The organism is Alteromonas gilva, from assembly GCF_028595265.1.
Taxonomy (GTDB): Bacteria; Pseudomonadota; Gammaproteobacteria; order Enterobacterales; family Alteromonadaceae; genus Alteromonas; species Alteromonas gilva.
The window spans coordinates 140,570-153,116 of sequence record NZ_JAQQXP010000004.1 but is presented as its reverse complement, the minus strand read 5'-3'; the positions used below and the strand labels follow the sequence as shown (position 1 = coordinate 153,116).

At 45.5% G+C, this 12,547-nt stretch carries 14 protein-coding genes; 7 read left to right on the top strand and 7 right to left on the bottom strand.

Annotation, left to right across the window (positions count from 1 at the left end; translation table 11 throughout):
* Positions 1 to 10: 10 nt before the first annotated feature.
* Both OIK42_RS19645 and OIK42_RS19640 read right to left on the bottom strand, forming a co-directional pair.
* Positions 11 to 925 (bottom strand): hypothetical protein, encoded by a 915-nt coding sequence (locus tag OIK42_RS19645; protein ID WP_273642880.1) that lies wholly within the window; start codon positions 923 to 925, stop codon positions 11 to 13.
* A gap of 11 nt (positions 926 to 936) precedes the next feature.
* Positions 937 to 1,779, bottom strand: coding sequence for a recombinase RecT (locus OIK42_RS19640; protein WP_273642879.1), 843 nt, complete (start codon positions 1,777 to 1,779; stop codon positions 937 to 939).
* Between the two features lie 146 nt (positions 1,780 to 1,925).
* Here OIK42_RS19640 and OIK42_RS19635 point away from each other — a divergent pair, with 146 nt between their 5' ends.
* From OIK42_RS19635 to OIK42_RS19615, 5 genes are all read left to right on the top strand, one after another.
* On the top strand, positions 1,926 to 3,026 hold the full coding sequence (locus tag OIK42_RS19635; protein ID WP_273642878.1) for a PD-(D/E)XK nuclease-like domain-containing protein: 1,101 nt from the start codon (positions 1,926 to 1,928) through the stop codon (positions 3,024 to 3,026).
* An 84-nt stretch (positions 3,027 to 3,110) separates the two neighbouring features.
* On the top strand, positions 3,111 to 3,872 hold the full coding sequence (locus tag OIK42_RS19630) for a hypothetical protein (RefSeq protein ID WP_273642875.1): 762 nt from the start codon (positions 3,111 to 3,113) through the stop codon (positions 3,870 to 3,872).
* Positions 3,873 to 3,884: 12 nt separating this feature from the next.
* Positions 3,885 to 4,364 (top strand): metal-dependent hydrolase, encoded by a 480-nt coding sequence (locus OIK42_RS19625; protein WP_273642874.1) that lies wholly within the window; start codon positions 3,885 to 3,887, stop codon positions 4,362 to 4,364.
* 7 nt (positions 4,365 to 4,371) lie between these two features.
* A complete protein-coding gene (locus OIK42_RS19620; protein ID WP_273642873.1) occupies positions 4,372 to 4,965 on the top strand; it encodes a hypothetical protein in 594 nt (197 codons plus the stop codon).
* A gap of 155 nt (positions 4,966 to 5,120) precedes the next feature.
* Positions 5,121 to 6,071, top strand: coding sequence for an NYN domain-containing protein (locus tag OIK42_RS19615; protein ID WP_273642872.1), 951 nt, complete (start codon positions 5,121 to 5,123; stop codon positions 6,069 to 6,071).
* Between the two features lie 77 nt (positions 6,072 to 6,148).
* Here the strand turns inward: OIK42_RS19615 and OIK42_RS19610 are convergent, their stop codons facing one another.
* The 4 genes from OIK42_RS19610 to OIK42_RS19595 all read right to left on the bottom strand — a co-directional run bounded on the left by OIK42_RS19610 (position 6,149) and on the right by OIK42_RS19595 (position 9,566).
* Positions 6,149 to 6,616: a single-stranded DNA-binding protein gene (locus OIK42_RS19610; RefSeq protein ID WP_273642871.1), complete on the bottom strand. Its 468-nt coding sequence runs from the start codon at positions 6,614 to 6,616 to the stop codon at positions 6,149 to 6,151.
* A gap of 44 nt (positions 6,617 to 6,660) precedes the next feature.
* The gene (locus OIK42_RS19605) at positions 6,661 to 7,329 is read right to left on the bottom strand and encodes a ribonuclease HI family protein (protein WP_273642870.1); all 669 of its coding nucleotides are present in this window, start codon (positions 7,327 to 7,329) and stop codon (positions 6,661 to 6,663) included.
* Positions 7,329 to 8,714 carry an RNA-guided endonuclease IscB gene (gene iscB / locus OIK42_RS19600; protein WP_273642869.1) on the bottom strand — a complete coding sequence of 462 codons (1,386 nt, stop codon included), beginning with the start codon at positions 8,712 to 8,714 and terminating at the stop codon, positions 7,329 to 7,331. The genes OIK42_RS19605 and iscB overlap by 1 nt, the downstream gene beginning before the upstream one ends.
* A 357-nt stretch (positions 8,715 to 9,071) precedes the next feature.
* On the bottom strand, positions 9,072 to 9,566 hold the full coding sequence (locus OIK42_RS19595) for a hypothetical protein (protein WP_273642868.1): 495 nt from the start codon (positions 9,564 to 9,566) through the stop codon (positions 9,072 to 9,074).
* A 147-nt stretch (positions 9,567 to 9,713) separates the two neighbouring features.
* Between OIK42_RS19595 and OIK42_RS19590 the strand changes: the two genes are divergently transcribed.
* Entirely contained in the window at positions 9,714 to 10,052 is a 339-nt protein-coding gene (locus OIK42_RS19590) for a hypothetical protein (protein ID WP_273642867.1), read from the top strand.
* Positions 10,053 to 10,076: 24 nt separating this feature from the next.
* Here the strand turns inward: OIK42_RS19590 and OIK42_RS19585 are convergent, their stop codons facing one another.
* Positions 10,077 to 10,745, bottom strand: a complete 669-nt coding sequence (locus OIK42_RS19585; RefSeq protein ID WP_273642866.1) for a hypothetical protein — start codon at positions 10,743 to 10,745, stop codon at positions 10,077 to 10,079.
* Positions 10,746 to 10,915: 170 nt separating this feature from the next.
* On the opposite strand from OIK42_RS19585, the gene OIK42_RS19580 reads away from it, so the two are divergent.
* Complete coding sequence (locus OIK42_RS19580) at positions 10,916 to 12,403, top strand: hypothetical protein (protein ID WP_273642865.1); 1,488 nt, start codon at positions 10,916 to 10,918, stop codon at positions 12,401 to 12,403.
* Positions 12,404 to 12,547: the final 144 nt, after the last annotated feature.

Here is a 12,547-nt window from a genome sequence, read left to right as displayed (position 1 = left end):
AAGTTCCTAATTAAAAGCCGCCGAAGTCCTTCATGATGTCTTCGTCGATGTGCTTTTTGGTTTCGGTCTTTTTCGGCTTGCCAGCACCACCGGTAATTATTTTGAGTTCTGGTGGTGAAGTGCTTTCCTGCTGCTTTCTTTCGATAGCATTGAATGCAAAACGCTTGGTTCCGATGTGCTTACCATAAGATGAATAGACCTTTAGGCCACCATTTGAATGGGGGTTGAATCTGCCCACACCGAACGCTTTGAGCTTTTTGTAAAGCTCAAAGTGACTGTCTGACAATATGGACTGGAGAACGATGAAGATGTCTTCATCATACATCCGGGTGAATAATGCACTGAAAACAACATCTAACCATTCACCTGCTGTGAACGGGTCAACACCGTTATAGAACTTGTCGATCATTTCAGTCTTGATGGCCGCCACTTCTTTTTCATTCAGTACGACTGAGAACTCCTGTTCTGTGCCTTTGATAGTCCCATTTAAGTACACCATTAATACCTGAGCATCATGGTTGTTCGCTGCCTGCTGGTGGAAAACATGCTTGTCGTTGCCATAGCGTTCAAATTTATCGCCCAATCGAACAGCTTCCACGGCGTCGATTTTGATTTGCTTACCATAGTGAAGCAATGACTTAAAAAAGCCGGATTTGAATCTAATTACAGGCTCAAACGTCTGATGGTTTTTACTTAAGGCCGGGACAACCATTACATGGCGAATTAACTGATCTACGGTTAAAGATAACTCCGCATCTGCTTCCAAAATGGCATTGATAATGCTCTCTTCTTTAATGTCAGACAGTGACACTGAGCCACCCTCAAAAGAGCCTTGGCGAGCAAACTGCTCATTTAACCAAACAGTTAGCTCGCGATTTTTCTGTGCCCCATACAGGCCGTTTAATGCAATAACGGTATCTCTCACAGCATTTCTCCTTAAGCGTTCACAGCTTGTGGGTTGTCATTCTCGGCTAATGCCTCTGCCATCATTGCTTCAAAAGCGTCTGCGGTTTCCGTTTCTGACTCCAGCGTGCCTTGGTCGTCTACGATTTTTCCGGTATCCATGAATAAGTGTTGATACTCACGGTAAGCACTGCGCCACAAAGCAGCTCTTAGGCAGCGTTCACGCCAGGCTGTTCGATACAGTGAATTGTTTGGATCGCCAGTGAACTCTGTTTCCATCTGGATGTTGTCATTTTCAATTTGTAGCAACTCGGCTGCTGACATTTTGAAAGACACAACGCTGTTATCCATCAGTCTAATGGTGACAAATCCGCATGAGATGTTGTCATCCTGGTTGCGCCCAGTACTTGCAAAGCTAGGTGCTTTATCGGCGCCCAACCAAGTGAAGCTGTCAGACTCGTAAACAATCTCTGAAGTGATCACCTTCACCTTTCCGGAATTCATCGCAATCCGGCGCATGCCGCGATATCCCAAGGTAACCCCTAAACCAACCTTATTTGGGTCACGATGCTCGCCGTAGACGTAAACCTCCTTTTCATTAGGGTCGAAGGAGAGCCCATAGGAGCTGATCATCAAAAAGGTGCTTTTAATGGAGCTGGCAGAGGCCTGCTTTATGGCGGGTCGTTCCTGACTGCCATTGTCATTGGCAATCAAATTAAAAGCGGTAATGAATTCTTTCTGTGCTACATGCAGATGCACATTTTTATCAACATAGTTGGCAATAAACGACGCCTTAAACTCTTCATCTTTATATAAGGCAATTAACTCATTTCTGTTCAGCATGTTTGTTGCTCCGGTGTTTGAAACTGTAGACATGATAAGACGCCTTGAATTTCTCGCCACCGAATGAATCTGGCTGTTGAAACCCTATGAATACAAGGGGTATAGCGATGTGGGACGTTTGGTAGCGGGATTTTTAAACCGTGTTTAAATGTTCTCAAATCGAATGTGACGAGGTGTTTATGTCAGTAGCAGTAAGTATTGATGAGCTAACAGGAGAGGTATTTCCATCTGACAATTTATTGTCGAACTGGGCGGAAAGAGCACAGCCTTCATATGGGGATAGTGGAGAGGAACTTTTCAGGGATTGTCAGGGTGAGCTTATCGAGGGGATTTATCTCGATATGCCGAATGATGTTTATCACTCTCTGCCGGCCCTTAGTTCATCAAAGCTTAAGACGTTCATGTCTTCACCAGCACACTACTACCGTGAATATTTATCCGGTATTGAGCGGAAGCGAACATTAACGCAGAAGAGAACGTTTGATGCGGGTACGCACGCTCATACATTGATCCTGGAGCCAGAGGGTTATTACAAGCAGTTTTTTCGCGATGTTGTGCCGTCTGATTATCCTGATGCCTTGCAAACCGCAACTCAAATTGAAGTGGAGTTGGTTGCATTAGGGCTGAAAAAGTCTGGAACAAAGGCTGAAAAGGTTCAACGTTTAATTGAAGCCAATCCAAAGATTCAGATTTTTGATGACATTAAAGAGAAGCTTTATGCCAAGCAGGGTGAGCCTAAGCAGGAGATGGTTGAGGGTGAAGAAATCACCACATATGGCGGGAAGGTTCCTGTCGATGGGCAGGTGTGGGATGACGCCCACCGGGCAGCCAAGACCACCCGGGATCATGCTGAAGCAAATGCATATTTCCAGAATGGTTTGCCAGAAGTGGCCATCATTGCTCGATGCCCTGTCACGGGGATGATGTTGAAGGTCAAGTTCGATTGGTTGCGCCATGACGATACTGCTGTAGATATGAAAACTACAGCTTCAACTAAGCCGGAAGAGTTTCTAAGGCAGTTAAACAACCTTAGTTACGACGTCCAGCAGGAGTTTTATAAGTATGTGGCTTTACTCGCGGGGATTGATGTCAGGGAGTTTACTTTCGTGGCAACTGAGTATGTGAATGCTGATATTTGCCAGCCATACGTGTTAAGTGAGAAGCGAACATATAGTGCCAAAATAAAGGTCGATGGTGCATTACGCCGTCTTAATGAATGTAACAAAACTGGGAGGTGGTATGGGTGGTCGGAAGACGATTGCACAATTGTATTTGAGTAAGTAGACCCCCGAATTCAAAACCGTCTATTAACAAGATGGCATGAGAGATTAACTTAAAATACTTCACTACATTGGAGAGTGACTATGAAAAAGACATTATTACTTACGGTTGTTACTGGTTTGTTTTTGGGTGGCTGTGCTTCCTCTAATGGGGATTTGGCCAATCGCTTAGAAGAGCTGGAAGAGCAGCGTCTGGATGTTCAGGAAGCCCGTGAAGAGGTCATGCAGGAACAGCGTGAAGAAGAAATTGAAGCCGCCCCGGACTGGGTATTAGAGCCGCCTCAATCTGATGGCACAGGCATGTATGGTGTCGGCATCGCAAAGTCTAAAAGCCTGTCTCATGTGATAAAGGCTGCGCGATTACAGGCAGAGTTTGATCTGGCCAAGATGTACAAGCAGGAGCTGTCCGGCTCTGAGCGTGCGTTTGAGCGTGGCAATTCTGATGGTGATGTAGTCACTCAGACTGAATTTTTGATCGATAAGCTGGTGGATTCTGTGCCGATTGTTGGTTACGAAGTCATTGAGCAGGTTGTAAAGCCTATCCGTGGTGTTAATCATGCTTATGTCTTGCTGAAGCTGCCATTTGATGCGTTCAACAAGGTGTTGCAGCAGGAGCGCAATAAAACTCTGGATAAGACTGTCAGAGCGTCATTTGATGATCTTGAGCGTCGTTTAGATAAGCGTCGTAAGCAGGTGGAAAGTGAAAAGCTGGCACAGTTCAACCGTGAGCAGGAAGCACTCCAAAACCGCGCTGAAATCATCCGTAAGCAATCGGAAGCAGATAATGCTTCCAAGGACACTAACCCTGAAGCGACAGGTGACAGTGTTCGCACTGGCGCATTTTAAGGTTTTGTCGCAATGATGATTGCTGGCCACATGATAGTCGCTGCCTCTGCCTTCGTGAGTTATGTTCACTGGGCAACAGGCGGCGCTTGGCAAGCAGATACAAGTTTTGCTTTAACCTGGGGGTTGGTCATGCTGGGAGTGTTACTTCCTGACATTGACCATCCAGATTCAACCATAGGTCGGCGGTGTAGGTGGCTATCTTATCCCATACATATCGTTTTTGGGCATAGAGGGTTCACACATAGCCTTCTGGCTTGCGCTTTGATTGTGTTGCTGGCCTATCAATTTGAAGCGCTATGGATCTACTGGGTCGCGGTAGGATACTTCCTCCATTTGCTTGGAGACTTTCTTACCCCTTCGGGTGTGACTTTGTTTTACCCATCAAGAAAAACCTACAGAGCATGGTTGGTAGCGGATACCAACTCCATTGGTGAATGGGTTTTATCTCTTGGAATTGCCAGCGCTTCTCTAACTTATGTAATAGGCTTTTAGTAAATCAATGAAAAAAAATGTACCGGATATTAATTTTGACTCTGAAAATACAGGCTCGGCAAGAGAGCAGATTGCTCATCCGGATGTAGGTGGCCTTACTGAAGGTCTGCTGGTGAGAAAGGGCGGAACGAGTGAGCAATTGGATAACAGTGAGAATTCTCATAAGTTGCATCACAGCATGATAGAAATGGTTACGGCCGAAGAGCTGGTGGATATCCTGGGGATGACGGTAGAAGCCACGCCTTGTGTTGTTAAGGGGCCTGAGAACACCAGAATGGTGCTTATTAAAACCTACTATGGCAAACTGACCTTTGAAGCGATGGGTGACGCAAGCGGTTGGGGCGAGGGCGAGTACACTGAATCTATTCAGGCATTATGTGAGTTTGATCCTATTGTTCATGCTGATTATTTTCAAATGAATGCTATCAACGCCATGTTCAATGTTTCCACCTTGTACAATGAAAAATCAAAGATAAAGATGAGAAGTCAAATTATCCTTGAAGGAGGTCGGTGTGTTGCTAATATATTGCAGCAGGTGAACCGTTTTGCTTTCGATGCTGAAAGGGCGTTTAGAGAAATGGCTACAGCGAGGTTTTCATAAATGCGGCCTAACTGGTTAGACCAGTATGGTAGTCATTCACTGCTAATATTAAAAATAACAACTAACCCGAATTCTACGGATGCATCGCGACTTTCGAGACTAGGGTGAAAAGGCCGGCTGCTTTGCCGGTTTTTTCGTTTCCGGGGTAAAGGGATTTGATACTACGTATTTATATTGATGGATACAATCTTTATTACGGCTCTCTAAAGCATGGACCCCATAAATGGCTAGATCCGGTAAAGCTAATTGAGCAAATTGTCAGAGAGTCAGCCCCTCCACATTTGCTGAATGCAGCAGACATCGACCTCAAAGTGAAGTACTTCACATCTCTTGTTGAGCCAAAAGTTACGTTTTCCAAAACCGCCAAGCGTGACCAGGAAGCATATCATTCCGCTTTGTTAGCCTCTTACTCTGATGATGTTCTGGATATTATATTTGGCTACCATAGCGTGCGGCCGTATAACCAAAGGTTGGTTGATAAAGATAATCCCAAAGCATTGCATCCGGATTGTGAGAATGTCTCAGTTTGGCGGATAGAAGAGAAGCAAACTGACGTAAATATTGCCGTTGAAGCCATGAAGGATGCTCTGACAGATACTCGGCAGCAGCATATGGTGTTTGTATCAAATGACACTGATTTCGTTAGATTGTATGAAACCCTGCAATCGATGGAGCATGTGAATGTGGGTATAGTAACGCCAGGCTTTGAGGAAAGCAGGAGTCCATCCCCTACCTTGGCTAGATGCTCAAGCTGGCTAAGGTTGTATTTTAATTCAGAAGAGCTAGAAGCCGCGCAGTTCCCATACAAGATCACAGAGCAACATCGAGAAAGAATCCCAATAAAACTCCCAATCAGAAAACCTATGGAGTGGTTTGGCCAACGACAGCTGGCCTTGGAAATCTTTGATGTGTTGTTTGCGGCTTTAAGGAAGAGAAATAAAGTGTTTCAGTGGCTGGAACAAGAGCCATATCCCACATGTATAGAAGGCCTGGAGCCGCTACCAAGGCCAGCAATTGAGATGTTAGATGATGTGAAGTCGGCTGAGCATGTACTTAGACATGCTGAGATGTATGCTGCACATATTAGCAATGGAAATGATAGCTAACAAAAAAGCCTCATAAAATGAGGCTTCTGGGGAATGTTTCTACATAATAGATTAGATTTTATTCTTGTTCAGAACGGCTAGTTATCATCAAAATCGAAGTCAGGCAGCGGAGCTGGCTGCTGGTATCCACTTCCTTGACTAGGTTGTTGTGTTGGCGGAGGCTGTTGACCGCGCTGATTACCTCCGGAGCGCTGACCTCCATCGTCAACACTACCACCACCTAGCATTTGCATTTGGTCAACAATGATTTCAGTAGTATAGCGATCCTGGCCTTGCTGATCCTGCCATTTGCGGGTTTGCAGTTTACCTTCTACGTAAATTTGTGAGCCTTTCTTCAGGTACTCACCAGCTACTTCCGCCAGGCGACGATACATGGTTAAGCGATGCCATTCAGTACGCTCCTGCATTTGACCTTGCTGATCCTTCCAACTTTCGCTGGTAGCCAGGCTCAGGTTGGCAACGGCGTTGCCGTTGGGCATGTAACGTACTTCTGGGTCGTTACCAAGGTTCCCGACCAAGATGACTTTATTAATACCACGATTCATATCCTACTCCGATTTTCAAATTCGATTTGTGTTTAGCTTAACAGTTATCCTATTAGTGCAACCTTTTGAGGCTTGTGCTTCAGGCGTAAAAATGTATTCAGATGAAAGCAGCTTTTGTGCTTATGGAAACAACTGCAAGTGCATGTTCTGGAGCGGGGCTCAAGGATGCTTATCCCCCGGCTGTCAGAAATGAATATACGACCATCAGTTAAGGTTTTAACCACTGGTATACGATTTACGTGTTCGGCCTTCGGAGCCTCACTGGGCGCCTGTGCTGCTTTTTTTGTAATTGTTGGTGCTTGGCTAAAGAAAGACTCGTTCGTTTCAAGAGCCATCTTTGATAGTTCATCTGCCCGAGTGTTATGCTGTCTTCTCACCCAGAGAAATTCACAACTGTCAAACTGATTAACAAGGTGCATGACCTTGCCGTGAAGTTTCAGCAGTGAATCCTGGTTGATTCTGTAAGTGCCATTTAATTGATTAACGACCAATTTAGAGTCACCAACACATTCAATGCTGGTTATACCCATGTGAAGGGCTCTTTGAAGCAGCAACAGGACAGCAAGGTATTCAGCCTCATTGTTTGTGCCGGTACCTTTAGGCATGTATCCATAGTCAATTTCTTGCCCGGCATCGTCATTGATAGAAATACCAAGGCCGATAGCCCCTGGGTTAGGGTTGCACGCCCCGTCAAAGTGGCCTTTGTATTTCATCAAAAATTCGGCAAGGATACCGCGACTCGAATCTTTGAATGAGTCGTCGGAGGAATTGCCGCTCCATAGTTAAAGTTATAACCATCGCTGTGCTGAGTTATCCGACAGTTTTTGTAAAATATCCCCTGCACAGCACCGTTTTTGGTTTGCACGTTGAAGTAGCCGTTCTTGCGAACAGCGACTCGACCAACATGCAGACCTTGCTTTTTTCCATTAGGAACATTGGCTACCACCAAATCCCCCGTTCTAAATCCATGAACGATTGAATGTGACTTGGCCGAAGTACGCGGAAAGCCGTACTTATCAACACGACACATCTGTCGTGAGCCATGCCCTTTGGCTGAAGCAACAATGATATAATTGCATTCCAGCGATACCGCGCCACCGTTTTGGCCGACACACGCTGCATCAATCCAATGGTCTTTGAGGTATCGCTGCTCAGAACGATTCTTCTTAGTCAGACCGCCTGACCAGAAGTGGGTGTCTGAAATAATGGATTTGATTCGATTACCGATGGCGTAGCGTGTAGCATTGACCGCAGCGGCATCTTTCAGTGATGGACGGTAGCCAGTCATAATGCGAGTCATATTTTTTGACCGCATAAGGTTCACCTTATCAGCACGTTGTTCGCACAGTGTAACCCATGCGTTCGGATGCAGTTTACCTTTGTCCTCGTTGCATTCCCGGCAACTGAGTACATGGTTAGCCAATCGGTTTGAGCCACCCAGTGCTTTGGGAATGATGTGCTCTTTCTCAAGAACGGCATCCCTTGTCAGTCCGTGGCAATACGCACATATATGCTGGTGCCGGTACAGCAAGTATTCGCGCAACTCCCAACCAAACAGTGAGCCTTGCTGGTATTCTTTTCCGGCGATAGATGGATTCTCTATCAACTGCATGTCAAAGCGCACGGTTTCGACATTGGCTGAAGTCACAGGAGCGGAACCGATTAAGCGTTTTGCCCACGTTTCCAAGTTGTGAACCCGTGATGTTAAGGATGGCGGAAGCCATCCCTTCGGGCGGGTACGGTTTAAGAAGCGCGGCTGACGATAGCGCGTCTTTCGGTTTCGTCGTGAACGACGGATAGCGCGACGGCTTTCGAGTGCATCCCTGATCTGTTGTCCACGATGGACAATGTGTTGTCCGTAAATGGCAACACGACCACGTTGAAATAACGCGACCAGTGCAATCCCGGTAGTTTTGCTTCCCGGATCGACACTTAATGACACTGGCTGAGTATCACCACCCTGTCTCTCCTTAAGGATGATGGTGAAAGGATAACGACGAAACACCGCTGCTTTACCATCACGTAGGAGTTGGCGTGCTCGCGCTTGACGACAAGGCATTAAAGGTTGTTTCTGATTGTCGAGTACCAAAACTCTCACGATATCAATTCTCCAAATTAATGTCTGTTACCAGACGCTCTCCGCATAAAACGGGTAATGTTTGCCTCGACCAAGTTAGTCGGAGGTTTGAAGAAAACGACACTGGCTTAACCCATTACGCCTGTTTAATCGCTTCCCGCAGAGCGTGGAACTGGCAAGTCATCCCACGGTGCCTATCTATTCTCCGATAACGGCTCCATCAGTTGCCCGACGGGGTCTGGTCAACTCAGGCTTTCATGCCCCGACTTTATTCGCTGAGCGAAAAAGTCGTGGGTCGTTGACGATGCAAATTCCTCCAGTTAATCGATAAATGCATTTTCTATCAAAGGCGAGGTGGCGCAACCATTTGAAGTGCTGCTAATGGGTCTCTTTAATACTGGGATCTTCTTGCGAAATCAGGATGTTCAAATGTGTAAGCCTGATCAGGGGCATTACTTGATTATTAGTGATTGAATACAGTTTCCCTGTATCTTTATAAAACAAGAATTTCTGGACGCTCCGCACGTTGTCGTAAGTGATGTAAATCACTTCCCCGGCTGGTATATCGAATCCTTCGCACTCGCCAAGGCGAGTTTTAGCGTCAACCACTACCTGATCATCTTCGTTGAGAGCCGAAGTGGTGAATCGAGGTGAATTCGTGTGAATAGAATTTAAAGTACCCGGTGGCAAATCATTGCCAAAAGAGATTTCGTATAGTGTCTCTCTGACAACAGAGTTGCTGCAGGTGCCTTCATTGTAAAACCAAGATCCACCCAGCTCACTTGACTGACCATTCCTTATATCGTCACTAAACCAGCTGCAGCCAGATAAAGTTAGAGCCGAAGCGGCAAGAATAGTAGTAAAGAATCTCATATTTTTGTCACAGTTGCTTAATTTGCGAACATTATAAAGCGGTAGTAGATAATAGGATGTCACAGACATACGAATTTTTAATGCTCTATGAACGTCATATGGTCGGCGGAATATGTAAGATCGCCATCATCAAATTTTGTGGAGTTTATGATGAAGGCGCTTGATTACGTTAAGCGAGGCGACCGGTCAACCACCGTGCTCGATTTTGCTAAGAACCTGGTAAACGGGTCAATTAATATAGGGTTGGCAGAAGACATGGCTGATGAGCTTATGTCGGCAAAGGCGCACTTTGAAGCCTTTTACGGGGATGAGTCAAAGGAATATAAGATGACCAAGATCGTCCTTAACTTGGTCAGAACAATAGTGCGCAGTATTCGCATACAAAATGAGTCGCCCAATCAAACGTTGGAGAATTGGGCGAGTGCAATGCCAATCAGGATTCAATGGATTGAGCAGTTGTCACATATCGTCAAGCCAGAACATTAAGGTAGGGACAGAGAGCCCTAGCAGTTATTTGTTTGCTCTTGGCGCAGGGAAGGCGGAGTGTTTATACATTTGTAAACACATATTTTTAATAGCAGTTAGCGCAGCATCGGAGCTCACGCCCTCAAAATTTCTGGTATGTTCAGCCAAAACAAGCATTCCCATTAAATGTGCCTCTTCAATTGGAACGGGGCAGTTCATGAATCGATTGGTGCTTGCCTCAAACACCTTGAAGTAAAAGTTCTTATGTTGGTTCTGAATCGAGAAACCCTTGTTGGTATCGCCATGCTGGGAGTATTCACAGCCGGGCAAATAGCCAAGCAATGTACCGATTACGACAGGCAACTCCTGCTTTGTAAGTTGGACGCCGATTTTATTTTTCCAATCATATGCCTTGGTGCCGTTGTTCAGCTTGGCAGCTGCTTCAAACCTGACGGTGTGCCATTTCTTCTGAGTAACATCTGCAGAGACTTCGATTGCATATTGTTTGCCATGCGATTTAATGGACTTGAATTTCTTCTTCGCACCGGTTTCTGCCGCTTGATTTTGATTGGTAGTAGCGTTATCGACGCCAATTGATGGTTGACTTGGATGTTGATCTTGTCGCGCCCTGTAAGGCGCGTTATTAGCCTGTGAGCGCCCTGTATATTGGTTGGTTGCTGTGGTGCGATGACCCATGTTTGCGTGTGGTCGCATAATATTTTCCTCTGAATCTTTACGTAAACAATAACCACGATTCGATATCACGCTACCGGTTGAAAGCGCACTTATCCCGTAGACACTTTGATTTACCAAGGTCTATGGAAGCCCACTTCATCTAAGCGACATTACAATGCCTCCCAAATTGCGATAGTAACGGGATTTCTATGAGAAATTTATTTCTACTTTTAACAGCTTTAATCAGCTCGTCATTGTGGGCGGAAACGGTCACATTGGAGAAGGTAAAAACCTTCCCGGTTGCCCAAGAAATGACTTATGAAGATGGTCAGCCAGCAACGGTAATTGAGACTGCAAACATCTTTGATGAAGAAGGTAAAGTTGCTCGTGGGCCGCATACCATTAACTTCACTTTGGATGGAGCTTCCAGTTACGCAGTCATGGTAAATGGCCAGAGGGTTGAGCCTGGCGAAACATTTACTTTCGTACAGAATCTGACCACTTCAGGCCACAAGCTTATCTTGCCAATTTATCCGGCAGACGGCGGGATTGAAGGTGTGGTTAATTACGCCTTGAATATTCCAGATGTGAAATCAATGGTTTGCTTGCCGGGGCAGCAGGAGCTAGAAGATGGTTGCTTGACAGTCACTTACGATGTACTGGCTATCAACTGCTCCCCAGAGTATGTGAGTGACACCAGCGATGGCATTCGATGTGTTAACTACTCGACTGCGCCTATTACATTGTACTGTGATGATGGGTACGAGAAGAATGGTGAGAATTGTACACGTGTCACGGTACAGGCAGCGCCTTATAATTGTTCCGCTTATCCTGGTTCATCTCTTGAGGGGGTTATGTGTGTTCAACAGGAGTCTCATCCAGTGTCAAAGTGTGGCGAGGGGTGGGATGACGTAAGTGGTCAATGCAGAGGTACAGCAACAAGTTACAGTGCGACCTATGGTTGTAAAAAGGGGAGTTGGAATGGCTCCGAGTGCGAAAGAACGATTAGAGACAGCTACTATTATCTAAGAACCAACTGTCAATCTAAAATAGAAGGTAATGATGGTTCTTGCTATGACTATTATGTACCAAGTTGTAGGGATGGATATACATACGACACTTATCATGAACAGTGTTACAAAGATGGTGAAACCTCCGCTCCATATACGCACTACGAGGGGGATTGTAATAGTGGGGACTTTCTAAAATCTGACTTTTGCCTAGTTACGTCATCCAAATCTGAAAAGGTACCTTATTGCACTAGGGGCACGTATAATAGCGCCGAACATGTTTGTGAGTACCAATCTTATTCTGATAAAGAATATTATTGTCCAAGTGGTGGTAGTGTTTCGGGTTCGAGCTGCCTGACATATAATTTTGAGCCATATGGCAATTATTGTTTGGACGGTGGGGATTTTAATCCATCCACTGGAAATTGCGAGACAGATATCAATGAGCCTGCCGGGCGACATTGTGATGAACCATTCCTTATGGAAGAAGATGGAGAGAGTTGCAAGCTGACCGAAGAGTATCTATTCAAGCATTGTGATGATGAAACATTCTCACCTTCAGCAGATTATTCAACTTGCGAGAGAACCTTGACTGAAGACCCAGTACTGGAGTGTCCAGCAGGGTATGAAGTGGACGAGAAAGGGGTCCAATGCGTTAAAAAAGAAGAAACGCCATTTATAGGGTAGTTCTGAACAACCTTGTTAGCCTGCAATCATGCAGGCTTTTTTCTATCTGTTTCGCAATTTATCCCATAGACATTAAGCATTACCCCTCTCTGTAGAATCGGCATGTGGTCACACTGCTTTAAAATGTAGACATCTTAGGAACTC